General features: G+C 65.4%; 23 protein-coding genes. 12 read left to right on the forward strand and 11 right to left on the reverse strand.

Annotated elements, in window-relative coordinates; translation table 11 throughout:
- Window positions 1-8: 8 nt before the first annotated feature.
- Window positions 9-1,415, forward strand: coding sequence for an isochorismate synthase MenF (locus SynTAK9802_RS11365; protein ID WP_186496326.1), 1,407 nt, complete (start codon window positions 9-11; stop codon window positions 1,413-1,415).
- Here SynTAK9802_RS11365 and gshB read toward each other — a convergent pair.
- Together gshB and grxC are read right to left on the reverse strand one after the other, a co-directional pair.
- On the reverse strand, window positions 1,382-2,305 hold the full coding sequence (gene gshB / locus SynTAK9802_RS11370) for a glutathione synthase (protein WP_114987627.1): 924 nt from the start codon (window positions 2,303-2,305) through the stop codon (window positions 1,382-1,384). The two genes, SynTAK9802_RS11365 and gshB, sit on opposite strands and share 34 nt — an antisense overlap.
- Window positions 2,306-2,308: 3 nt before the next feature.
- On the reverse strand, window positions 2,309-2,566 hold the full coding sequence (grxC, locus tag SynTAK9802_RS11375; RefSeq protein WP_115009898.1) for a glutaredoxin 3: 258 nt from the start codon (window positions 2,564-2,566) through the stop codon (window positions 2,309-2,311).
- A 77-nt stretch (window positions 2,567-2,643) separates the two neighbouring features.
- Between grxC and prfB the strand changes: the two genes are divergently transcribed.
- The 6 genes from prfB (at window position 2,644) to SynTAK9802_RS11405 (ending at window position 6,340) form a co-directional block, all read left to right on the forward strand.
- Window positions 2,644-3,772, forward strand: a protein-coding gene (gene prfB, locus SynTAK9802_RS11380; RefSeq protein WP_222929015.1) for a peptide chain release factor 2 whose coding sequence is annotated in 2 segments (ribosomal slippage) — window positions 2,644-2,718 and window positions 2,720-3,772 — 1,128 coding nt in all. Because the reading frame shifts where the segments join, the coding sequence is not laid out codon by codon here.
- A gap of 4 nt (window positions 3,773-3,776) precedes the next feature.
- Window positions 3,777-3,941 carry a DUF3285 domain-containing protein gene (locus SynTAK9802_RS11385; RefSeq protein WP_071840165.1) on the forward strand — a complete coding sequence of 55 codons (165 nt, stop codon included), beginning with the start codon at window positions 3,777-3,779 and terminating at the stop codon, window positions 3,939-3,941.
- A 2-nt stretch (window positions 3,942-3,943) separates the two neighbouring features.
- Entirely contained in the window at window positions 3,944-4,444 is a 501-nt protein-coding gene (ybeY, locus tag SynTAK9802_RS11390) for an rRNA maturation RNase YbeY (RefSeq protein ID WP_186496328.1), read from the forward strand.
- Between the two features lie 122 nt (window positions 4,445-4,566).
- Window positions 4,567-4,974: a diacylglycerol kinase family protein gene (locus tag SynTAK9802_RS11395; RefSeq protein ID WP_244272960.1), complete on the forward strand. Its 408-nt coding sequence runs from the start codon at window positions 4,567-4,569 to the stop codon at window positions 4,972-4,974.
- Window positions 4,975-4,988: 14 nt separating this feature from the next.
- Window positions 4,989-5,582, forward strand: coding sequence for an aminodeoxychorismate/anthranilate synthase component II (locus tag SynTAK9802_RS11400; protein ID WP_186496332.1), 594 nt, complete (start codon window positions 4,989-4,991; stop codon window positions 5,580-5,582).
- A gap of 35 nt (window positions 5,583-5,617) precedes the next feature.
- A complete protein-coding gene (locus SynTAK9802_RS11405; RefSeq protein WP_186496334.1) occupies window positions 5,618-6,340 on the forward strand; it encodes an MBL fold metallo-hydrolase in 723 nt (240 codons plus the stop codon).
- On the opposite strand, the gene SynTAK9802_RS11410 is transcribed toward SynTAK9802_RS11405, so the two are convergent.
- The 5 genes from SynTAK9802_RS11410 to mnmE are packed head-to-tail and all read right to left on the reverse strand — an operon-like array spanning window position 6,324 to window position 12,450.
- Window positions 6,324-7,307: an asparaginase gene (locus SynTAK9802_RS11410; protein ID WP_186496336.1), complete on the reverse strand. Its 984-nt coding sequence runs from the start codon at window positions 7,305-7,307 to the stop codon at window positions 6,324-6,326. The genes SynTAK9802_RS11405 and SynTAK9802_RS11410 overlap by 17 nt on opposite strands.
- Complete coding sequence (locus tag SynTAK9802_RS11415; RefSeq protein WP_186496338.1) at window positions 7,304-8,422, reverse strand: histidinol-phosphate transaminase; 1,119 nt, start codon at window positions 8,420-8,422, stop codon at window positions 7,304-7,306. The genes SynTAK9802_RS11410 and SynTAK9802_RS11415 overlap by 4 nt, the downstream gene beginning before the upstream one ends.
- Window positions 8,419-10,191, reverse strand: coding sequence for an arginine--tRNA ligase (argS, locus tag SynTAK9802_RS11420; RefSeq protein WP_186496340.1), 1,773 nt, complete (start codon window positions 10,189-10,191; stop codon window positions 8,419-8,421). Before argS ends, SynTAK9802_RS11415 begins: the two co-directional genes overlap by 4 nt.
- A gap of 43 nt (window positions 10,192-10,234) precedes the next feature.
- Window positions 10,235-11,074, reverse strand: coding sequence for a carboxylating nicotinate-nucleotide diphosphorylase (gene nadC, locus SynTAK9802_RS11425; RefSeq protein ID WP_186496342.1), 840 nt, complete (start codon window positions 11,072-11,074; stop codon window positions 10,235-10,237).
- Window positions 11,075-11,097: 23 nt separating this feature from the next.
- Window positions 11,098-12,450 (reverse strand): tRNA uridine-5-carboxymethylaminomethyl(34) synthesis GTPase MnmE, encoded by a 1,353-nt coding sequence (gene mnmE / locus SynTAK9802_RS11430; protein WP_186498218.1) that lies wholly within the window; start codon window positions 12,448-12,450, stop codon window positions 11,098-11,100.
- A 54-nt stretch (window positions 12,451-12,504) separates the two neighbouring features.
- On the opposite strand from mnmE, the gene SynTAK9802_RS11435 reads away from it, so the two are divergent.
- Window positions 12,505-12,978, forward strand: a complete 474-nt coding sequence (locus tag SynTAK9802_RS11435) for a DUF2062 domain-containing protein (protein WP_186496343.1) — start codon at window positions 12,505-12,507, stop codon at window positions 12,976-12,978.
- Here the strand turns inward: SynTAK9802_RS11435 and SynTAK9802_RS11440 are convergent.
- A complete protein-coding gene (locus SynTAK9802_RS11440; protein WP_186498219.1) occupies window positions 12,975-15,308 on the reverse strand; it encodes a bifunctional (p)ppGpp synthetase/guanosine-3',5'-bis(diphosphate) 3'-pyrophosphohydrolase in 2,334 nt (777 codons plus the stop codon). The two genes, SynTAK9802_RS11435 and SynTAK9802_RS11440, sit on opposite strands and share 4 nt — an antisense overlap.
- Before the next feature lie 20 nt (window positions 15,309-15,328).
- Here SynTAK9802_RS11440 and SynTAK9802_RS11445 point away from each other — a divergent pair, with 20 nt between their 5' ends.
- The gene (locus SynTAK9802_RS11445) at window positions 15,329-16,969 is read left to right on the forward strand and encodes an ABC transporter ATP-binding protein (protein ID WP_186496345.1); all 1,641 of its coding nucleotides are present in this window, start codon (window positions 15,329-15,331) and stop codon (window positions 16,967-16,969) included.
- A 4-nt stretch (window positions 16,970-16,973) separates the two neighbouring features.
- Here SynTAK9802_RS11445 and SynTAK9802_RS11450 read toward each other — a convergent pair whose 3' ends face one another.
- On the reverse strand, window positions 16,974-17,978 hold the full coding sequence (locus tag SynTAK9802_RS11450; protein WP_186496347.1) for an RluA family pseudouridine synthase: 1,005 nt from the start codon (window positions 17,976-17,978) through the stop codon (window positions 16,974-16,976).
- The gene (ylqF, locus tag SynTAK9802_RS11455) at window positions 17,975-18,841 is read right to left on the reverse strand and encodes a ribosome biogenesis GTPase YlqF (RefSeq protein ID WP_186496349.1); all 867 of its coding nucleotides are present in this window, start codon (window positions 18,839-18,841) and stop codon (window positions 17,975-17,977) included. The genes SynTAK9802_RS11450 and ylqF overlap by 4 nt, the downstream gene beginning before the upstream one ends.
- Before the next feature lie 118 nt (window positions 18,842-18,959).
- Here ylqF and pgk point away from each other — a divergent pair, with 118 nt between their 5' ends.
- Window positions 18,960-20,165: a phosphoglycerate kinase gene (pgk, locus tag SynTAK9802_RS11460; protein ID WP_115081229.1), complete on the forward strand. Its 1,206-nt coding sequence runs from the start codon at window positions 18,960-18,962 to the stop codon at window positions 20,163-20,165.
- Window positions 20,166-20,307: 142 nt separating this feature from the next.
- Window positions 20,308-21,195 carry an NAD(P)-dependent oxidoreductase gene (locus tag SynTAK9802_RS11465; protein WP_186496350.1) on the forward strand — a complete coding sequence of 296 codons (888 nt, stop codon included), beginning with the start codon at window positions 20,308-20,310 and terminating at the stop codon, window positions 21,193-21,195.
- Here the strand turns inward: SynTAK9802_RS11465 and SynTAK9802_RS11470 are convergent.
- Window positions 21,192-21,893 carry a hypothetical protein gene (locus SynTAK9802_RS11470; RefSeq protein ID WP_186498220.1) on the reverse strand — a complete coding sequence of 234 codons (702 nt, stop codon included), beginning with the start codon at window positions 21,891-21,893 and terminating at the stop codon, window positions 21,192-21,194. The two genes, SynTAK9802_RS11465 and SynTAK9802_RS11470, sit on opposite strands and share 4 nt — an antisense overlap.
- A gap of 94 nt (window positions 21,894-21,987) precedes the next feature.
- Between SynTAK9802_RS11470 and murG the strand changes: the two genes are divergently transcribed.
- A complete protein-coding gene (gene murG / locus SynTAK9802_RS11475; RefSeq protein WP_186496351.1) occupies window positions 21,988-23,064 on the forward strand; it encodes an undecaprenyldiphospho-muramoylpentapeptide beta-N-acetylglucosaminyltransferase in 1,077 nt (358 codons plus the stop codon).

Below are 23,064 nucleotides of genomic sequence, written 5' to 3' on the forward strand. Positions count from 1 at the left end.
CGCCGCGGATGTCGGCTGATTGTTGTTTCAGCACCCTCCTCTCCGCTGCCCAGCGGGGATGGTTGGCCTGTGACGGCGATGGAGCGCTGCTCAGCCTGGCCCTGCCGATCGAAGGGATCGACCCGCTTCTAGCCTTGCCGCAGCTGGCGGAGCACGAAAGCCTGCAGGTGCTGTGGGACAGCGCGCCGGGCCTCTGCCTGGCTGCCGCCGGGCCCTGCCAGGAACTGGAGCTGGCCGGCAGCCGTCGCTTTGAGCAGGCCCAGCGCTTCGTCGACCTCTGCCTGAGCCGGCTGCACGACACGGCAGCGGACAGCCCAGCCCATGCGCGGCCTCGGGTGCTGCTGCGCTTCCGCTTCTTTGATCAGGTGAGCGAGCGCCGCCGCAGTGAAGCGGTGGTGCCATCGGTGCAGGCCGTGCTGCCCCGCTGGCAACTCAGCCGTCAGGGACGCCGCGGCTGGCTACGGCTGAATGGGGTCGTGAGCAGTGCAGCGGACTGTCGCGAGCTGGCGGAACAGCTCTGGCTCAAGCACGAACAGCTGCTCCAGACGCCAGCGACGCCAACCCCCCTCAAGCCCCAGGCGCTGGTGGCGGCAACGGAACCGGAAACCTGGCGGCAGCGCTACGCCGCAGCCCTCACCCGCGGCATTGATCTGGTCAACAGCGGCGACCTGCACAAACTGGTGCTGGCCGTACAGCACCGCATCGTTCTGGCCGACACCTTCGACCCCTTGCCGCTGTTGAAGCGGCTGCGGCGGCAGCAAGCCGGCAGCTGCCGCTTCCTCTGGCAGCGTCACACCGGTGATGCCTTCTTCGGTGCATCGCCGGAACGGCTGCTCAGCCTGCGCGCTGGTTGGCTGCGCAGCGATGCCCTGGCCGGCACGGCGGGGCAAGGGGATTCTGGGGCGCAGCTGCTGCGCTCCGATAAAGATCGCCGCGAACATGAATTGGTGGTGGAAACCATCACTGACCAACTGCGCCGCAACGGCTTGACACCCCGGCGTCGCCGCCAACCCCAACTGGCCCGCCACGGCAACCTCACCCATCTGCACACCCCGATCACGGCCGAAACCCAGGGTCAGCCCGTCCTAGCGCTGGCCGAACAACTGCACCCCACCCCCGCCGTTGCCGGGTTGCCGCGACGCGACGCGATGGCCTGGTTGCGCACCCTGGAACCGTTTGAACGGGGCAGCTACGCAGCGCCGATCGGTTGGATCGACAGCGCCGGTGATGCGGAACTGCGGGTGGCAATCCGCTGCGGTCATGCCCGCGGTTGCGAGCTTGACCTCACCGCCGGAGCAGGCCTGGTGCGGGGATCCGTTGCCGAACGCGAGCTGCAGGAGGTGGGGCTTAAGCTGGCCGTGCTGGCGGACCAGCTGGAACTTCAGACCAGCGCGCGCAATCGCTCGATCGTCTGATCCGCCAGGGGCTGGTTCATCAGCCGCTCCACTTCCCGCACCCCCGTGGGACTGGTGACGTTGATTTCGCTGAGCATGCCGCCGATCACATCGATGCCCACGAAGAACAACCCCTCCGCCCGCAGCGCCGGGGCCAGGGCCGCGCAGATCTGACGTTCCCGCTCGGTGAGTTCCGTGGCCTCCGCCTGACCACCCACGGCCAAGTTGCTGCGGAACTCCCCAGCTGACGGGCGACGGTTGATCGCCCCCAGGGGATCGCCGTCCACCAGCAGGATGCGCTTGTCACCTTCACTCACGGACGGCAAAAAGGCCTGGGCCATCACCGGCAGGCTTTCCTGCTCCGTCACCAGCTCCAGCAGGGCCTTCAAGCCCGGCGACTGGCCGTTGACCCGAATTACCCCAAGGCCGGCGCGGCCCCCCAGAGGTTTGAGCACGATCTCCTGCTGCTCTTCGGCAAACAACAGCAGTTCAGACACCCGCCCCGCCACCAGCGTGGGGGCCATCCAACGGCTGAAGCGCAAGGCCCCTAGCTTTTCGTTCCAGCTGCGCAGCGCACTGGGGCGATTGAGCACCCGCACCCCAGCCCGCTCCGCCACCTCCAGCAGATGGGTGGCGTAGAGATACGCCTCATCAACCGGCGGGTCCTTGCGCATCCAGATCACGTCAAACCCAGCCAACGCTTGACGTTCAGCCACCCCAACCGTGATCCAGGGCTCCGGCGTCACCGGCAGGGCGATCGCGAGGGGTTCATCGCCCCGTGCAATCAGATCGGAGGGCGTGCAGGCCCACACCTCATCGCCGGCGCGATGGGCGGCCTGCATCAGCGCAGCAGAGGAATCCTTGGCTGGATTGATCTGCCCTAGCGGATCCAGAACGAACAGCTGGCGCATCGATCAGGCCTTCAGCAGCGCATCGAGCTCACCGGCGCGATCCAGGGCATGGAGGTCGTCACAACCACCGATATGGCGATCGTCGATGTACACCTGCGGAACGCTGCGGCGACCATCACCTCGGGCCGCCATGGCATCCCGGGCGGGCTCATCCCCATCCACGCTGTGTTCGGTGTAGCTCACCCCTTTGCGATCCAGGAGCCCCTTGGCGCGGACGCAAAACGGGCAGGTTTGCCAGGTGTAGATCTCAACCTTGGCCATTGCGTTGGTGATGCCAGTGGTCGGATCCTATGCAGCTACTGCGCTGATAGCGTCAGAGGCTGATCAGGACCGAGTCCTTGCTGGATCTCACCGACTTCAAACGCGATCTCTCCGAGCTCACTGACCGCCTGGGCAATGCCCAGGACTGTCTTTGACGTCCCTGCACTGAACGCCAGGCAACAGGATCTCGAACAACTCGCGGCCCAGCCCGATTTCTGGGATGACCAGCAGAACGCCCAGAAGCAGATGCGGCGTCTGGATGAGGTGAAAGCCCAGCTGTCTCAGCTGGCCGGATGGCGCGGTGCAGTCGATGACGCCCAGGCCACCCTTGAGCTTTATGAGCTGGAGCCCGATGAGGACCTGCTGCAAGAAGCTCAGAACGGGCTGAACCAGTTGCGCCAGGGGCTTGACCGCTGGGAACTGGAGCGCCTGCTCAGCGGCGAATACGACAAGGAGGGTGCCGTGCTCAGCATCAATGCGGGGGCTGGCGGAACAGACGCCCAGGACTGGGCCCAGATGCTGCTGCGCATGTACACCCGCTGGGCGGAAGACCACGGCATGAAGGTGACCGTGGATGAACTCTCCGAAGGGGAGGAGGCGGGGATCAAGAGCTGCACGATCGAGATCGAAGGGCGCTACGCCTACGGCTACCTGCGCAACGAAAAGGGCACCCATCGCCTGGTGCGCATCTCACCGTTCAACGCCAATGACAAGCGCCAGACCAGCTTTGCCGGCATCGAAGTGATGCCGAAGCTGGAGGAGGAAGTCGACATCGACATCCCCGAAAAGGACCTCGAAGTCACCACCTCACGCTCCGGTGGCGCCGGCGGCCAGAACGTGAACAAGGTGGAAACCGCCGTGCGGATTCTCCACATCCCCACCGGCCTGGCCGTGCGTTGCACCCAGGAACGCTCCCAGCTTCAGAACAAGGAAAAAGCGATGGCCCTGCTCAAGGCCAAGCTGCTGGTGATCGCCCAGGAACAACGGGCCGCCGAAATCGCCGACATCCGCGGCGACATCGTTGAAGCGGCCTGGGGCAACCAGATCCGCAACTACGTGTTTCACCCGTACCAAATGGTGAAAGACCTGCGCACCAATGAAGAAACCAACGATGTGCAAGCGGTGATGGATGGGGCCCTCGACCCGTTCATCGACGCCTCTTTGCGCCAGGGTGTCGACAGCCCCGGCGCCGACGCCGATTCCTGATCCCATGGCCAGCGAGAGCACCCCACCGCCGAGTTTCGTCAAACAGGCCATGCGCAACATGGTGCGCAAGGGCAGCAAGAGCCTGTTCCATTTCGGCCTCACGGCCATGGGATTCCTTGGCTTCATCACTCTCGTGGCTTGGCTGGGGCGGCCGACCCTGCCGGGGTAGGCATGGAGCTCGACCTCGCACTGGATCGGGAGGGAGTGACGCTGCAACCCTCCGACAGCAGCGATCTGCTCGATCAAACGGCCTGGCTCCAGCAGCTGGAGCACTGGCTCATCGGCATCTGCGGGGATGCAAGCCTCGACTGCCCAACCCTGGTGCGTGCAGCGAAAGAGCTGAGCCTGGGGCTGCGCTTCACCGATGACGCCACCATCGCGGATTTGAACAGCGCCTGGCGCCAGAAAACAGGCCCCACGGATGTGTTGTCCTTTGCCGCCCTCGACGACGCCGGCGACTGGATGGAAGGCCCCAGCATCGAACTGGGGGACATCGTCGTCTCCCTGGAGACGGCCCGGCGTCAGGCCCAGGAACAGGGGCACAGCCTGCAGCGGGAATTGCGCTGGCTGGTGAGCCATGGCCTGCTGCACCTGCTGGGCTGGGACCATCCCGATGACGAGAGCCTTGCCGCAATGCTGGCCCTGCAGGAGAGGCTTCTTGGGGATGAGTGACCTGGACAACCCGGGTAATCTTCGAAAAGCGGGCGTGTGCCTTGCGGAGTCTGAGTTGCGTTCCGATGACCACTGAATCGCCCCGGACACTCTCCGCAGACGCAGCTTCAGAGGAAGTGGCAATGGTGCCCAATGCCATGCGACGACGGGGCAGCTGGCGCATCGCCGGTGATCTGCCCTCGAGTTTTCGCTACGCCGCCCAAGGCCTGGGTTACGCCTTCCTCACCCAGCGCAACTTCCGCATCCATGTGGTGACGGGGCTGGTGGTGTTTGGTCTGGCCACCTGGCTGCAACTGGATCTGATCCGCCTGGCCGTGCTGGTGCTTACGGTGGCTGCCGTTCTGGTGTTGGAGCTGCTGAACACAGCGATGGAAGCGGTGGTGGATCTGGCCATTGGCCGGCGCTATCACCCCTTGGCCCGCATCGCCAAAGACTGTGCTGCCGCCGCCGTGCTGACAGCCGCCATCAGCTCCTTGCTGATCGCTCTGTTTCTCCTGCTTCCGCCGCTCCTGCTCCGCCTGGGGCTCTGACTCCCGATTCGCAGATGCTGCTGGTCATCGACAATTACGACAGCTTCACCTTCAACCTGGTGCAGTACTTCGGTGAGCTCGCCGCCCAGCATCCGGTGGCAGCTGATCTGCAGGTGCATCGCAACGACGCCATCAGCCTCGAGCAGATCCGTGCCCTGAAGCCCGACGCGATCCTGCTCTCTCCAGGCCCTGGCGACCCGGATCAATCGGGCGTCTGCCTCGACATCCTCAAAGAGCTTTCAGCAACGGTGCCCACCCTGGGGGTGTGCCTGGGCCATCAGGCCATCGCCCAGGTGTACGGCGGCCGCGTGGTGCGCGCCCAGCAGCAGATGCACGGCAAAACCTCACCGGTGCTGCACAAGGGCGACGGCGTGTTCGCAGGACTGCCCCAACCGCTGACGGCCACCCGCTACCACTCCCTGATCGCCGAGCGCGACACCCTGCCGGACTGCCTCGAGGTGACCGCTTGGCTCGAGGACGGCACGATCATGGGCCTGCGGCACCGCGACCATCACCACCTGCAGGGGGTGCAGTTCCACCCGGAGAGCGTGCTCACCGATCAAGGCCACCAACTGCTGGCCAATTTCCTGCGGGAAGCTGAGGGATAACGCTGTTAGCGTCCGAAACACGTTCAGCTCCGCCCATGTCCGTCCTGCGTTCCGCCGTGACCGCCGCTGCAGGCCTGGCACTCAGCCTCACGTCTCCGGCCCTGGCGGGCGGTGGCGTGTCGATCAGCAGCTACGGGCAACGGGCATTGCTGATTCAGGGGGGCGGCCAGTCGGTGCTGCTCAACCCTTACAAGGCCGTGGGTTGCGCTGCGGGGCTGCCTGAACCCCGGCTGACGCCCGGCGTAGTTCTGGCCAATTCCGAACTCGCCGATGAAGGGGCCCGCGACGTGGCCGGCGGCCGCTTTCTTGCCCAGCCCGGGTCTTATCGCATCGGCGGCCTGAGCCTTGAGGGCTTTGCCAATCCCCACGACCGCGTGGGAGGACGCCGCTTTGGCAACGCCACCCTCTGGCGCTGGCAGCAGGGAGACCTCAGCTTTGCCCACCTCGGTGCCACCGCTGGAGAGCTCACAGCTGCGGACCGGGTGCTGCTCGGCAACCCCGATGTGCTGATCATCGGCGTGGGTGGCGGCAGCAAGATCTACACCGCCGAAGAAGCTGCGGCGGTGGTGAATCAGTTGAATCCCAAGCGCGTCATCCCAGTGCAGTACGTGACCGGCGACGCGCCCGAAGGCTGTGATCAAGAGGGTGTGCAGCCCTTCCTCGATGCCATGGGCGGCACCGCCGTGCGCCGGGTGGGCCGGACCCAAACCCTGCCGGGCAAGCTCGACGACACCACCGTGATCACGGTGATGCAGTGATCAGCGCCTGCAGCTGATTTCTGTCCCAACCCGCCAGCACAGCCAACAACAACAACACCCGGGCTTTCTGGGGATTGAGGCTGCCTGCAGGCAGCAGCCCGAGCCGATTATCCTCTGGATGGTGGTGAACAGGCCCCGAACCGCAACGGTTGGCCCGCAGCATCAACGACCGCTTCCCTGGCCAAGCCTCAAGCGCCGAACGCTCAGCCGCCGACAACTGGCCGGCGCCCGTGCCGGTGAACACCAGACCCTCAACGCCGGCGTTGAGGCAAGCGGTGAGCAAGAGCGGTTCGGGCTCCACACACCCGTAGACGATCGGCACCTGAGGCCATTGCTCCGGCAAATCGAGCCCAGCGAAGGGCACCTGCCGGGGTCCACTCGCCATGGGCAGATGAACGCCAACGTCATCCACCCAGCCCAAGGGCCCGCGACCGGGACTGGCAAAGGCCCCCACCCCCTGGGTGGCCAGCTTGGTGACCCGCTGGGCGGCGTGGATCTGGCCATCCATCACCACCAGCACGCCGTGGCTGCGCGCTTCTTGGCTTAAGGCCACCTGCACCGCCTGCAACAGATTCAACGGCCCATCGGCACTAAGGGCCGTGGCCGGCCTCATCGCTCCCACCAGCACCACCGGTCGGGGATCGTCGATCAACAGCTGCAGCAACCAGGCGGTTTCCTCCAACGTGTTGGTGCCATGGGTGATCACCACCCCCGCCAGCTCGGGGTCTGCCGCAAAGGCAGCACGAATGTGAACCACCAGCGCGCGCCAATGGGCAAACAGCAGATCGGCGCTGTCGACATTGGCCACCTGCTCCACATCGATCGTCGCCAGCTCCTGCAGCTGCGGCACCGCCGCCAGCAGGGCATCACCCCCCAGTACGCCTGCGGTGTAATCGTTCAGGGTTGCACTGTCATCCGCACAGCCGGCAATGGTGCCGCCGGTGGCCAGCAGCAGCAGGCGGTTCATCGCTCCAGGGGGAGGAACGCCTCCATGAAGCGCTGCATCTGGCTGGTGGTGCCGATGCTCACCCGGAAGCAACCATCGATCAGGGGCTTGCCTGCCATCGAACGCACCAGGATTCCCGCCTCACGCAGCACCACATCCACCTCCGCCACCGGACGCTGGGGCCAGATCAGCAGATAGTTGCCGCCATCGCAGTGATGACGTACGCCCGCGTCCTGCAGCGCCTGCAGGGTCCAGTCGCGAGCCCGCAGCACCTCGGCCACATAGGCATCCACATAGGACTGATCCGCCAAGGCGGCAAAGGCCGCGGCCACGGCCACGCTGTTGACGTCATAGGGCCCCGTGACGCGGCTCACTCGATCGACCACATCGGCATGGCCGATGGCAAAGCCAATCCGCAAACCCGCCAAACCAGCTGTTTTGGCCAGGGAGCGGAACACCAGCAGGTTCGGTGTGGCCGTGAAATCTGCGCTCGGCAGCACGCTGTCTCCGGTGAAAGCCTCGTAGAGCTCATCCACCACCACCAAGGTGCCCGGGGCTGAGGCCGCCAAGGCGATCACCTGATCTGCTGGCAAGCGCGTGCCAGTGGGGTTGTTGGGGTTGCAGATCAACAGCAACCGCGGCGCTCGAGCCGCCAATGCCTCCTGAATGGCCGCCAAGGGGAAGTCGAACGCCTCCCCTTCGTAGGGAATCGCCTCAATCGTCATGCCCTGCATGCCGGCGCAGGGGCTGTAGTACCCGAAGGTGGGCGCTGTGGTCAGCAACGTCTCATCAGCATCGCCATAGGCCTGGAACACCGCATGGATGGCGGCATCCACACCGTTGAACAGGCCCACCTGATCAGGCTTCAATCCCGGCCGGCAGCCGGTTTCCTCCAGGTTCTGCAGCAACGCGTCCCGCAGGCCGTCGTACTCCGGATAAACGGCAATTTCTTCGGTGCTGAAGTTGCGCAGGACCTGGGCCACCAAGGGGCTGGGGCCAATCGTGTTCTCGTTGAAATCCAGCCGCAGCATCGGGCGGCGGCCCTCCAACGGCGCGCTGTAGGCCTTGAGCTGCTCAACGGCGGCGCGAGCCGCCGGAGCACCACCAGGTGTGAACGGTTGAGTGTTGTCGCTCACATGCGGTCCAGGGTGGCGATGCCCAGCAGTCCGAGCCCCAGTCTGAGGGTGTCAGCCGTCAAACGGCAGAGGGCGAGGCGGGATGCCAGCGCTTCAGGATCGGCCTTGAGCACCGGCACCTGGTCGTAGAAGCGGTTGAACACCTGGCTGAGCTCGAACAGATAGCTGCACAAGCGGTTGGGCAGCAGCTCCTCCTCCACCTCTGCGATCACGGCATCGAACTTGAGCAGCTCCCGCACCAGGGCCCACTCCTGGGGCTCGCTGAACTGCAGTTGGGCCTTGGTGGCCGCAAGGTCGCCCCCCTTGCGGGCGATACCGGCAATGCGCACCACGGCGTAGAGCAGATAGGGCGCCGTGTTGCCCTGCAGCGCCAGCATCCGATCAAAGGAGAACTGGTAATTGGTGATCCGGTTCTGGCTGAGGTCGGCGTATTTCACCGCTGCCAAACCCACGGTGCCCGCCACATGCTGGATGAACTCCTCCGACTCGCTGCGCTCTTCTTCTTTCAAGCGTGAACGAAGATCGGTCTCGGCGCGCTCGACGGCTTCATCGAGGAGATCCCGCAGACGCACGGTGTCGCCGGCGCGGGTCTTTAGCTTCTTGCCGTCCTCTCCTTGCACCAGGCCAAAAGGCACGTGCTCGAGGCGCGCACCGTCCGGGATCCAGCCAGCCCGTTCGGCCACCTGGAACACCCCGGCGAAATGGTTCGCCTGGCCGGCATCGGTGACGTACACCACCCTGCGGGCACCATCCCCTTCAGGAGCCGCTCCAAAGCGGTAGCGGATCGCCGCCAGATCGGTGGTGGCGTAGTTGAAGCCGCCGTCGCTCTTCTGCACGATCACCGGCAGGGGCTTGCCGTCCTTGCCCTGCACGCCCTCAAGGAACACGCACTGGGCACCGTCATCGGTGACCAGCAGCTCAGCGGCCTTCAGGCCATCAAGTACCTCCGGCAGGAAGGGGTTGTAGAACGACTCGCCGCGTTCGCTCAGGCGGATGTCGAGCCGGTCGTAGATCTTCTGGAACTCGCGCCGCGACTGGTCGCAGAGCAGGCCCCAGGCCTTGAGCGACACCGGATCGCCCCCCTGCAGCTTCACCACCTCATCGCGGGAGGTGGACTGGAAGGCTTCATCGTCATCGAAGCGCTTCTTGGCTTCGCGGTAGAAAGCCACCAGGTCTCCCAGATCCACCGCATCGGCGGTGTCCAGGGCTTCCGGCGCCACCTGCTTGAGGTGGGTGATGAGCATGCCGAACTGGGTGCCCCAGTCGCCCACGTGATTGAGGCGCAGCACCGTATGACCGCGGAATTCGAGCACCCGCGCCAGCGAGTCGCCAATGATCGTGGAGCGCAGATGCCCCACATGCATCTCCTTGGCGATGTTGGGGCTGGAAAAATCCACCACCACCGGCGCCGGGTTCTCCACCGCCGGCACGCCGAGACGCTCGTCCCCCAGCCGTGCCGCCACCTCCGCCGCCAGCCGCTCCGGGCGGATCGTGAGGTTGATGAAGCCCGGCCCGGCGATCTGCGGCTCCAGGCAGAGGTCGGTGAAGGCGGGATCGGCCTGCAGCTGCTCCACGATCGCCGTGGCGATCTGCCGAGGAGCCTGCTTCAAGGGCTTGGCCAGGGGCAGCGCGCCGTTGGCCTGGAAGTCGCCGAATTCCGGCTTGCTGGCAGGAGCCAGCTGGGGGTCCAGCCCCGCATCGGCCTCCGGGAAAGCCCGTTGCATCGCCGCCCGCAACTGGGCATCCAGGGACTGGGACAGGCTGAGCATGGGCAGTGCGTGGCCGGGGGAATCCGGCTCTGATCATCCCTCTTCAGGTGAAACGCATGCTCAAGTCGAGCCAGCGGCTGCGGGTGACCGGCGCGCTGGTGGAGATCAGATCAATGCCGGTGGCGGCGTAGGCCTGCAACTGCTCGGGCTGAATGCCGGAGGCCTCCAGCACCACCACACCGGTGCTGCAGTCCCGCAGGCGCGGCACCAGCTGGGTGAGCTGCTCAGGGCTGAATTCATCCAGCAGCACCCCATTGGCGCCCGCCTGCACCGCCTCCAATGCCTGGGCCTCCGTCTCCGCTTCCACAATCACGGCCGTGGGCCAGGGGGCCTGCTCACGGACGGCCGCGATGGCCGCTGTGATGCCCCCTGCCCAGGCGATGTGGTTCTCCTTGAGCATGGCCGCGTCATCCAGCCCCATGCGGTGGTTGATGCCGCCGCCGCAACGCACCGCGTATTTCTCCAGCAGACGAAGTCCAGGCGTAGTCTTGCGGGTATCAGCCAGCCGCACACCGGTGCCCTCAAGCTGGGCCACCAATGCAGCGGTGGCGGTGGCAATGCCTGAGAGGCGCATGGCCAAGTTCAAGGCGGTGCGTTCCCCAGCCACCAAAGCCTTGGCCGGCCCCTGCAGCTCCAGCAGGCAGTCCCCGACCTCAACGGCGTCGCCGTCCTGCCGCAGCAGGCGAAGGCTCACCCCGGGATCCAGGCGCTGGAACAGGCGCTGCACCAACGGACCACCACAGAACCGGCCCGGCTGTTTGGCGACCCAATGGGCCTGACCCTCCTGGCCCTGCAAGGCAGCCGCCGTCAGATCACCGCGGCCGATGTCTTCCGCCAGCCAGGCCTCCAATGCGGCGGTGAGTGCAGGGGATTGCCAGTCCAAACCGTTTCAGACGTCCGCTGAACCTATTTTCCGATGCAGAAGCGCGAAAACACCCGATCCAGCACCGCTTCGGTGAGCTCTTCTCCAGTGATCTCCCCCAGCGCGCGGATCGCCTCCCGAAGGTCGATCGTCCAGAAGTCCCACGGGAGCTGCTGGGCCGCCACCTCCTGGCTGCGGGCCAGGGCTTCGGCGGCTTGGGCGGCCAGATCGCGTTGACGTTGGTTCAGCGCCAGCAGCACCCCTTCGGTTCCAGCAGCACCACAACGCTCCAGCAGGGCCTGCACCAGGTCGGCCTCCCCCGTGCCCTCCAAGGCCGACAACTGAACATCCACCGGCTGTGGGAAGGTCCCCGCAGGGAGATCCGCCTTGTTGGCCACCAGGATCCTGGGGATCTGCTCGGGGATGCGCGCCAGCAAGGCCGCATCCTCAGCGGTCCAGCCCGCATGGCCGTCGAGCACCAACAGCACCACATCCGCCGTGGCCAGTGCTTCCTCGCTGCGGGCAATCCCCAGCTGCTCTACCGCGTCATCGGTGCTGCGGATGCCGGCGGTGTCGAGCAGGGTGATCGGCACCCCCTCCAGCACAATCTCGCTCTCCAGCAGATCTCTGGTGGTGCCCGGCAGATCGGTCACGATCGCCCGCTCGCGGCGGCTGAGTCGATTGAGCAGGGAACTTTTTCCCACGTTGGGGCGACCCACCAAGGCGACCCGCAGGCCCTGGCGCAGGGCATCGCCCCGCTCGCCATCGCGCACCAATTGCTGAAGCTCCAGACGCACGGCTTGCAGCTGCTGCAGCAGGGCCTCGCCATCGAGGGGCGGCAGGTCCTCCTCGAAATCCACCCGGGCCTCCAGCTCAGTGAGCTGGTCCAGCAGCCGTTCCCGCAGCCCCGTGATCTGGGCCTGAATGCCGCCATCAAGGCCCGCCATGGCCAACTCGGCCGCCCGGCGGCTGCGGGCCGCCACCAGCTCACTCACCGCCTCGGCGCGGGTGAGATCGAGCCGGCCATTGAGTACGGCCCGCTGACTGAACTCGCCCGGCTGGGCCCGGCGCACTCCCGGCTGCCGCAGCACCTGTTCGAGCACCCGCTGCACGGCGATCACCCCGCCATGGCAGTGGATCTCCACCACGTCCTCACCGGTGAAGCTGCGGGGGCCGCGCATCAGCAGCAGCAGCACCTCATCGAGACGGCGGCCCTCGCCATCGATCACATGGCCATACACCACCCGGTGCGATCCCCACTCCTGTTGGCCCGGGCAGTGCACCACGCTGCGCCCCGTCGCTTCCGCAGCCGGCCCGGAGAGACGGATCACGGCGATGCCGCCCTGCCCTGGGGCCACGGCGGTGGCCACGGCCGCAATCGTGTCGGTGCTGGGCACAGCAGTCACCTCTGGTGATCCATACCTAGGATCCGGCCGATTTCTGCTGGGTTCATGCGCCGGTTGCTGCGCCTCAGTCGCATCCGGATGCGCCGCGGGGTCCTCTGGTTGTGGAGACAGGAAGGCACACCTGCCCAACGGGCCCGTGGCCTGGCCGCTGGCGTGTTCTGCGGCTGCTACCCCTTCTTCGGGCTGCAGATCTTCCTCAGCGTGGGTGTGGCCAGCATGGTGCGTGGCAATCACCTGCTCGCCGCCGCAGGAACCCTTGTGAGCAATCCCCTCACCTATCTGCCCCTCTACTGGTTCAACTATCTGGTGGGCTGTCGGCTGCTGGGTCCCGGCCAAGGCGAGATCAACCTAGCGGAGCTGAATCGCAGCAGCCTGTGGGCCCAGGGATGGGAGTTCAGCCAGCGCATCCTGCTGGGCTCCAGCGTTGTGGGGTTGGTGCTGGCCATAGCCAGCGGCTGGATGGCCTACCGCCTGTTTCTGCAGCGTGAAGCCCGTGCCGTCGTGAGCCGAGGCAGCTAGCTCGTGCCCACCCGGGCGATCCCGATCACATCCGCCATCGAGCGGATCTGGTCCATGGTGCGGCTGAGCTGATCTGCACCCTCCAGCTCAACCCGCAGATCAATGCGGGCCGGCTTGCCAGCGGCGGTGGTCACCCGGGCATCACTGACATTGATGGCCCCATCGGAGAGACGCAGCAGGATGTCTTTGAGGATGCCGACGCGATCGATCACTTCGATCCGCAACTGCACCGGGAAGCGCTGTTTCTCCTGATCGGCATGGGCGGTGTTCCAGCGCACGGGGAGCCGCCGTTCCCTGGGGATTGTCTCCACGTTGGAGCAGTCCTGCCGGTGAATGGTGATGCCGTGGTTGCCGAGGGCCACCGTGCCCACGATCAACTCACCCGGCAGCGGACTGCAGCAGCCACCAAGGCGGTAGTCCAGGCCCTCCAGTCCAAGGATCGCCCCTTCGCCTCCGGAACGGTCCGGCGCCGGATCCCGCGATGGCAGCAGCGCCGCGGCCACGTCTTCGTTGCTGGGTGGGGCCTGCTGCTGTTCCGCCAGCAGACGCATCTCCTCCCGCAAACGGTTGAGCGCCTGCTGCAGCGTGACGTCTCCAAATCCCAGTGATGCCAGGAGGTCTTCAGTGGTGGGCACATTGCAGCGCTGCGCCACCCGCTGCATCGCCTCGCTGTTGAGCAGGGCATCGAAGCCATCACGCCCCAGCTCCCGCTCCAGCAGATCCTTGCCCCGTTCAATCGTTTCGTCACGGTGGCTGCGCTTGTACCACTGGCGGATGCGGTTGCGCGCCGTCGGCGTGGCAACGAAATTCAGCCAATCGAGGCTGGGATGGGCCGTTTTGCTGGTGAGCACTTGCACGAAATCACCGTTCTGCAGCGGCGTCGCCAGCGGACACAGCCGATCGTTGATGCGAACGCCATGGCAGTGGTTGCCCACCTCGGAGTGGATGCGATAGGCGAAGTCGACGGCGGTTGCCCCCTTGCGCAACCCGAGCACATCACCCTTCGGGGTAAACACAAACACCTCTTCGTCGAAGAGGTCTTCCTTGATCGAGGAGAGGTAGTCGTTGTGATCGTCGTTGCCGCCTTCCTGTTGCCAATCCACCAGCTGACGCAACCAGTTGAACCGCTCCGCATCACTGCTGCTGCTGGCCGGTGATCCGCCTTCCTTGTATTTCCAGTGGGCCGCAATCCCGAATTCGGCCACATGGTGCATCTCAAGCGTGCGGATCTGCACTTCGATCGGGCGATGCCGACCGATCACAGCCGTGTGCAGGGATTGGTAGCCGTTGGGTTTCGGCAACCCGATGTAGTCCTTGAAGCGACCGGGAATCGGGCGGAAGGTGTCGTGAACCACCGCGAGGGCGCGGTAGCAGCTCTCGACATTGGGAGTGAGGATCCGCAACGCCGCCACGTCGTAGATCTCGTGAAACTCCTTCTGCTGGCGCTGCATCTTGCTCCAGATGCCGAACAGATGTTTGGGGCGACCACTCACCTCGCAGTGCTCTAGGCCGGCCCGTTCCAACCGCTCATTCAGCAGCCCCACCGTGACGCCGAGCCGTTGCTCCCGTTCACTGCGTTTGGTGGCCACCTCCTCCTGAATCTCCCGGAAGGCCTCCGGCTCCAGCAATTTGAAGGCCAGATCCTCCAGCTCCCACTTGAAGCGACCGATGCCGAGGCGGTTGGCCAGGGGGGCATAGATCTCACGGGTTTCGCGGGCGATCCGCTGACGCTTCTCCTCCTTCAACGCAACGAGGGTGCGCATGTTGTGCAAGCGATCCGCCAGTTTCACCAAAACCACACGGATGTCACTGGCCATCGCCAGGAACATCCGGCGCAGATTCTCCGCCTGAGCTTCCGTGCGGTCGTTGAAGTGGATACCGCCGAGCTTGGTGACCCCTTCCACCAATTCACGCACCTCGGAACCGAAGTGCAGCTCGATCTGATCGGGGGTGACGTCGGTGTCTTCGACCACATCGTGGAGGAAACCTGCTGCAATCACCGGGGCGCTGGCGCCGATGTCCCGCAACAGGTCAGCCACCGCCACCGGATGGACGATGTAGGGGTCTCCACTGGCGCGGAACTGGCCTTCGTGGAGCTGAAAGCCGAAATCAAAGGCCGACACCAGCAGCGCCTCGGCATCGGTGGGGCAGCTCTGGCCAATGCCGGGCGGCACGTTGGCGATGCACTCCCTCAACCAGTCCGGGAGAGCGATGCCGTAATCGTCAGGATGGCGGACGGGATGGCGCCTCACTTCTGGCAACGCGCAGCCCACCGTGGCCGAACCCGTGCTGGTTCGGGGCTCTTTGGGTGTGGAGGCAGCGTTGAGCATCCGACCCATCGGGTCAATCCATGGTATTCAGTGCAGGACCCCCTGTCGCTCCCGCAGCACTGTTCATGGGCCGGCCTGTTCTGGAACTCGAACAGCTGCGATTGCGCTACCCCGGCAGCAACTCCTGGACGCTGGATGGGCTGAATCTGAGCCTCGAGCCGGGAGAGACCCTGGCCTTGGTGGGATCTTCCGGCTGCGGGAAGAGCACGGTGGCGCGGGCCGTGATGCAGCTGCTGCCCCAGGGAACGATCTGTGAAGGACGGCTGGCGTTGTCCGGCCAGGATCCACGCCAGCTCAGGCGACCGCAGTTGCGGCAGCTGCGGGGTGAGGCCGTGGGTCTGGTGTTCCAGGACCCGATGACGCGGATGAATCCGCTCATGAGCGTGGGCTGCCATCTGATCGACACCCTCAGGGCCCACCGACCTCAAACCAGTGCCGCGGCCCACCAGGAACGGGCCCGAGAACTGCTGGAGCGGGTGGGAATTGGCGCCAACCGGTTCCGCGCCTACCCCCATGAGCTCAGTGGTGGGATGCGACAGCGCCTCGCCATTGCCTTGGCGATTGCCCTGGAACCACCGCTGCTGATCGCCGACGAGCCCACCACCAGCCTGGATGTGGCGGTGGCCGGGCAGGTGATGGCGGAACTCAGCGGCCTCTGCCAGGAACTGGGCAGCGCCCTGCTGCTGATCAGCCACGACCTGGCCATGGCCGCCCGCTGGTGCGAGCGCATGGCCATGCTCGACGGCGGACGCAAGGTGGAGGACGGCCCCAGCCATCAATTGCTCACCCGGCCGCAGTCGCCGGTGGGGCAACGGCTGGTGGCCTCCGCCCAGGCCCGGGAAGGGGGACGCTCACCGGCACGTCCGGACAACGGCAGCGTGCTGCGGGTGGAGGAGATGCGCTGCTGGCATGCCGTGGGTGGCGCACCATGGGCACCCCTCTGGCTGAAGGCGGTGGATGGCGTGAGTTTCGAGCTCAGGGCCGGTGAAAGCCTTGGGGTCGTAGGAGCCTCCGGCTGCGGCAAAAGCACCCTCTGCCGAGCCCTGATGGGGCTCAATCCAATCCGTGGCGGCCGGGTGGACCTGCTGGGGCAGGACCTGCTTAGCCTGCGCGGAGAGGCGCTGCGGACGGCCCGCCGGGCCCTTCAGATGGTGTTTCAGGACCCTCTGGCTTGCCTGAATCCCGCCCTGCAGGTGGCCGATGCCATCGCCGATCCCTTGCTGATCCATGGCCTCTGCTCCAAAGCAGCAGCCCGTGAAGAAGCCCGCCGCCTGCTGGAGCGGGTCGGCCTCAGCCCGGCCGAGCAGTTTCAGGATCGCTTGCCCAAGCAGCTCTCCGGCGGCCAGCAGCAGCGGGTGGCGATCGCCCGGGCCCTGGCCTTGAAGCCTCAGGTGCTGATCTGCGATGAAAGCGTCAGCATGCTCGATGCTGAAGTGCAGGCGGATGTGCTGACGCTGCTGCGGGAGCTGCAGCAGGAGCTCGGTCTGGCGATCGTGTTCATCACCCACGACCTTTCGGTGGCCAGTGGTTTCTGTCACCGGGTGATGGTGCTGGACCAAGGGAAAGTGGTGGAAGAAGGTCCAGGCGACCGGATCTTCAGTGCGCCTCAGGCACCGATCAGCCAAACCCTCGTGGAGGCCTGCCCAAGGCTGCCCCGTTAAGCCCTCAGCCCGAGGCGGCGCGGCGCCTCAGCACCCCCAGCAACTTCTCCATCACGGGAGGAAGAGGGGCTTCGAACAGCATCCGCTCGCGGGTGATCGGATGATCCAGCCCCAGCTGCACAGCGTGCAGGGCCTGGCCAGGCAACTCGATCGGCAACTTGCGGCAACGGCTGTAGGTGGGGTCACCGACCACGGGATGGTTCATGTGGGCGCAGTGGACGCGGATCTGATGGGTCCGCCCGGTGTCGAGTTTGAAGCGCAGCAGGGAGTAGTCGCCGAGACGCTCCACCAGAGTCCAGTGGGTGCAGGCGTAACGGCCGTTTTCGCTGCTCACCACCGCGTACTTCTTGCGATCCGCCGGATGGCGGCCAATCGCCCCGACGATCGTGCCCGAGTCGCCGGCCGGCACCCCATGGACGACGGCGAAGTACTCGCGGGAAGCGATCCGTTTCTGGATCTGCAACTGCAGCCGCACCAGGGCCTCCTGGCTCTTGGCGATCACGATGCAGCCGGTGGTGTCTTTATCAAGGCGGTGCACGATCCCTGGCCGCAACTTGCCGCTGATGCCGGGTAGGTCCGGGCAGTGATGCAGCAGGCCGTTCACCAAGGTGCCGTCCTTGTTGCCCGGTGCCGGATGCACCGTCAGCCCGGCTGGCTTGTTGAGCACGATCAGATGGTCGTCCTCAAACAGCACCTCCAGATCCATCGGCTCCGGCTTGAGGTAAGGCAGCGGTTCCGGTGGCGGCATCCACAGCTGCACCTCATCGCCCTGGCGCAGGGGGGTTTTGGCCTTGCCGGTCTTGCCGTTGACGCGCACGTAGCCCGCGTCGATGAACTTCTGAATCCGAGCCCGGCTCTGCTCCGTGCGCTGGCTCACCAACCAACGGTCCAGCCGCATCGGCAACGGCTTGGGATAGGCCAGCGTCAGCAGCTCTCCCTCCCCTTCACCAAAGCGATCTGTAAAGGTCTCCTCCGGCAACGGAGGACGTTTCCACTGCTGCGGACTCATGCCGGCAGCTCCAGGGCAATGCTGCCGAGGGCCGATTTGCGGAAATCATCCAGCAACCGCTGGGCCATGCGCGCTGTCTCACCGGAGGTGTGGCGGGCCGCTGCGGCATCCAGCCAGAGAGCCGGGTCGGCCGTTTCACCGCTCAGGGGAATGCCATAACGCTCCTGCAGCAGTGGAATCGTCACCCCAGCGGCAGCCTGCGATTCCGCATCCAGCAGCAACTGCAGGAAGGCCTGAGCCACCAGTTCACCGTCGTAGGCGGCCTGGCCGATGTCGTCGCAAAGGGCCAGCCGCAGGGCCGCCTGCTGGTCATCGAGCCGAGGCGGCAGCACGCCAGGGGCATCCAGGAGATCGAGGTCTTGCCCCAAACGCACCCAGCGCAGGGTGCGTGTCACCCCGGCCCGCCGGGCGCTGGCCACCACCTTCTGCCGCACCAGACGATTAATCAGGGCCGACTTGCCCACGTTGGGGAAGCCCAGGGTGAGGGCCCGCACCGGCCTGGGCCGCATGCCCTGGTTGCGGCGGCGTTCGTTGAGCTGGTCGCCGGCACGGATCGCCGCCTGCTGCACCTGCTTCACACCAGTCCCTGCCTTGGCATCACACCAAACCGTTCGCTGCCCCTGGGCCTTGAACCAGGCCTCCCAGGCCTCCTTGGCCGCCGCGGTGACCATGTCGCGCCGGTTGATCACCAACAGATGCTGCTTGCCCTTCAACCAACGGTTGAGATGGGGGTGGCCCGTGGCCAGAGGGATACGGGCATCGCGCACCTCAATCACCAGATCCACCTTGTCGAGATGGCGCTTGAGCTGCTGCTCCGCCTTGGCGATGTGGCCGGGATACCACTGGATCGTTGGGGTGCTCACGAACGCAAACGCACAGAACAGACAGCCAGCCGGAACAGATTCACTTTGAACGCGCTGGCACCATCGCCATTCACACGGGTTAATCTCACCCCGTTTTCTTACCGCACGACACAACCCTATGGCGAAGCGTTCCCTGGCCAGCCTCAACGCCGGCGACCTGAGCGGCAAACGCGTTCTCGTGCGGGTTGACTTCAACGTGCCCCTGAACGATGCCGGTGCGATCACCGACGACACCCGCATCCGTGCTGCCCTGCCCACGATCAACGACCTGATCGGCAAGGGCGCCAAAGTGATCCTTTCTGCCCACTTCGGCCGGCCCAAGGGCCAGGTAAATGACGCCATGCGTCTCACACCAGTGGCCGCTCGCCTCAGCGAACTGCTGGGCAAACCCGTGGCCAAGACCGACAGCTGCATCGGCCCCGACGCCGAAGCCAAGGTGGGCGCCATGGCCAACGGCGATGTGGTTCTGCTGGAGAACGTCCGTTTCTTCGCCGAAGAAGAGAAGAACGAAGCCGGTTTCGCTGAGAAGCTCGCTGGCCTGGCTGAGGTGTACGTGAACGACGCCTTTGGCGCCGCCCACCGCGCCCACGCCTCCACCGAGGGCGTGACCAAGTTCCTCAAGCCCTCCGTCGCCGGCTTCCTGATGGAGAAGGAACTTCAGTACCTGCAGGGTGCTGTGGATGAGCCCAAGCGTCCTCTGGCTGCCATCGTCGGCGGCTCCAAGGTGAGCTCCAAGATCGGTGTGCTCGAAGCCCTGATCGACAAGTGCGACAAGGTGCTGATCGGCGGCGGCATGATCTTCACCTTCTACAAGGCCCGCGGCCTGTCCGTCGGCAAGAGCCTGGTGGAAGAGGACAAGCTGGAACTGGCCAAGGAGCTCGAAGCCAAGGCCAAGGCCAAAGGCGTGCAGCTGCTGCTGCCCACCGACGTGGTGCTGGCGGACAACTTCGCCCCCGACGCCAACAGCCAGACCGCTGACATCAACGCCATCCCCGACGGCTGGATGGGCCTCGACATCGGTCCCGACTCGATCAAGGTGTTCCAGGACGCCCTGGCTGATTGTCAGACCGTGATCTGGAACGGCCCCATGGGCGTGTTCGAGTTCGACAAGTTCGCTGCCGGCACCAACGCCATCGCCACCACCCTGGCCGACCTGAGCGGCAAGGGCTGCTGCACGATCATCGGCGGCGGTGACTCCGTGGCAGCTGTTGAGAAGGCTGGCCTGGCCGAAAAGATGTCGCACATCTCCACCGGCGGTGGCGCCAGCCTCGAACTGCTGGAAGGCAAGGTGCTGCCCGGCGTGGCTGCCCTCGACGCCGCCTGATCAGCGGCTCAGACCTGCAGCTGCAGGTCTTGATCGATCTCATCCCGGTCGTCCCTCAAACGGGACTTCCGGGATTTTTTTGTCCTGAAGGCACAACTGCAGCGCATCCGTCGACCAGGATCCGGATGCTTCGCCATGCGTCATGACCGGATGTGACTTGAGCCTTGGCTTCGTGGGGCTGGGGGCACTCGGCTTGCCTATGGCGATCAACCTGCGCCGCGCTGGCTTCCCACTGCGGGTGCACTCCCGCAGCCGCACAGCCGAAACGGACCCAAACCTCGAGGGTGCAGCGCGATGTTCCAGCCCAGCCGATGCCAGCAGCGGCGTGGATGTGCTGCTGCTGTGCGTCAGCGACGATGCAGCCGTTGAACAGGTGCTGTTCGGAGCCAACGGGGCCGCATCACAACTTGGCATCGGAAGCGTGGTGCTGGATTGCTCCACCATTGCTCCCGCTACAGCCCAACACTGTGCGGAACGCCTGGCACGCCAGAACGTCCATTACATGGATGCCCCGGTAACTGGCGGCACGGAAGGGGCCAAACGCGGCAGCCTCACGGTGCTGATGGGTGGAGCCAGCGAGCCATTGGAGCGGGTACGGCCCATCCTCGAGGTGATTGGAGGCTCCATTCATCACTTCGGTGACGTGGGGCGGGGACAGCAGGTGAAAGCGGTGAACCAAGTGCTGGTGGCCGGCAGCTATGCCGCCGTGGCCGAAGCGGTGGCCCTAGGCCAGCGTTTGGAGCTGCCCATGCCCCAGGTGATCGATGCCCTCAAAAATGGTGCAGCCGGCTCATGGGCCCTGGAGCATCGCAGCAACTCCATGCTGGAGGGCAGCTATCCCCTCGGCTTCCGGCTGAGCCTGCATCGCAAGGATCTCGGGATTGCCCTTGATGCAGCCAAGGCCGTCCAACTGGATCTGCCCGTCACAACGCTGGTGGAACAGCTGGAACTCGATCTGATCAACAACGGCCATGGTGATGAGGACGTGTCCGCCCTGCACCGCTGGAATCAAACAAGACAACGGAGCTAGTAGCTGCTGACCACACGCACCCGTTTGGTGGCCGTCACCACGCCATCGGGATGCACCAGCATCACGGCCCAGGTCTGCGAACCGGGTTGCTGCGGCGCCTGGACGCTTTTGAACAATCCACCCCCTCCTTGGGGAGCCAGCGGCAGGTTGGGACGGATCTGAGCCGACAGCTGCGCATCGGAAAGGTCGATTAAACCGCCCGCGACCAGGGCCTGGCCCAGCGGCTCTTCAACAATCAAGTCGACGTCATAACGGCTTCCGGTGAGCACCACATCGGGGATGGCGACGTCGACCGCCAAAGGACGCTCACCGCTGCGCAGCAAGGACTGCTGGGCCAGCAGTTCCTGGTCCACCAACTCGCCGCCTTCCAGACGAATCGCGATCTGTTCACTGGCCTCGAGGGAATAGCTGAGCCCCTCGGATTCAGCGGCACCCCGCACCCGCAGGCTGAGGGTCGGACGCCCATCTGGTGTGGGCGCTGCGGGCTCCACCTGCCAGGTGACCTCGGGGAAATCCTGCCGGAAACGCTCCAGGCGCTGTGCCAAAACAGGCTGCAGCTCAACGCTGGCAAGCGTGTCGAGCGCAGAAGAGCTGCCGCTGTTCAACGCCGTTTGCAGACGATCGCCGAAACGTTCAACCGCACTGCCTCCACGTCCGGGCTGCTCAAGGGCTTGGACCGGTGACAACACCAATGCCATGGCCGACACGAGCGTGACTCCCAGGAAACGACGCACGGGCCGGACCACAACAACCCAATTAAATTAGGACCGGTATGCGGTGACGGCCGACGCAATGACCCGGCTTCTGATCGCCGCCAGCGGCACCGGCGGCCATCTCTTCCCCGCTCTGGCTGTTGCGGAAGCTGTGGAACAGCAGTGGTCCGTGCGCTGGCTGGGGGTGCCTGATCGGCTCGAAACACAGCTGGTGCCGGAGCGTTTTGGTTTGGTGTGCGTCAAAGCCGGTGGGCTGCAGGGGCGCGGGCTCACCAAGCTCCTGCAGCTTCTGCGACTCTTGCTGGCCAGCGTGAGCGTGCGGCGAGTGATCCGCCGGAATGCGATCGATGTGGTGTTCACCACCGGCGGCTACATCGCCGCCCCCGCGATCCTGGCGGCGCGATGGTGTGGCATTCCCGTGGTGCTGCATGAATCCAATGCGATCCCGGGGCGGGTCACCCGCTTGCTGGGTCGCTTCTGCAGCGCCATGGCCATCGGCCTCCCCGCTGCCGCCAAACGCATCCCCGGCAGCCAGCCGGTGCTGACGGGCACGCCGGTGCGTTCCAGCTTTCTGGCCCCACAACCCCTGCCGAGCTGGGTCCCCTCCGGCGAAGGGCCGCTTCTGGTGGTGATGGGCGGCAGTCAAGGCGCCGTGGGCCTCAACCGAATGGTGCGTGCCGCAGTGCCGGCTCTGTTGGAGCAAGGCTGCCGCGTGGTGCACCTCACTGGCGACAACGACCCCGACATCGAGCAACTGCAGCACCCACACCTGGTAGAACGCCGTTTCAGCGATGAAATTCCCGGGCTGCTGCAACACGCCGATCTGGCCATCAGCCGGGCAGGAGCAGGCAGCCTCAGTGAACTGGCGGTCTGCGGGACTCCCAGCGTTTTGGTCCCCTTCCCGCAGGCAGCAGACCAGCACCAGGAGGCCAATGCCGCCTGCGCCGCATCCCTCGGTGCAGCGGTGATCGTGCATCAGCACGAGCCGGATCAGCCCACATTGCTGAACACCGTGCAACGGCTCCTGACTGTGAGGCTGGAGCATCCCAATTCAGAATCCGATCCCCTTACCCGGATGCGAGAAGGAATGGAGGCCCTGGCAGAACGGGGTGCCGAAAGGCAGCTGGCGACTCTGCTTCAGACGCTGGCGGCCTAG

Source organism: Synechococcus sp. TAK9802, assembly GCF_014279535.1.
In the GTDB taxonomy this organism is placed as follows: Bacteria; Cyanobacteriota; Cyanobacteriia; order PCC-6307; family Cyanobiaceae; genus Parasynechococcus.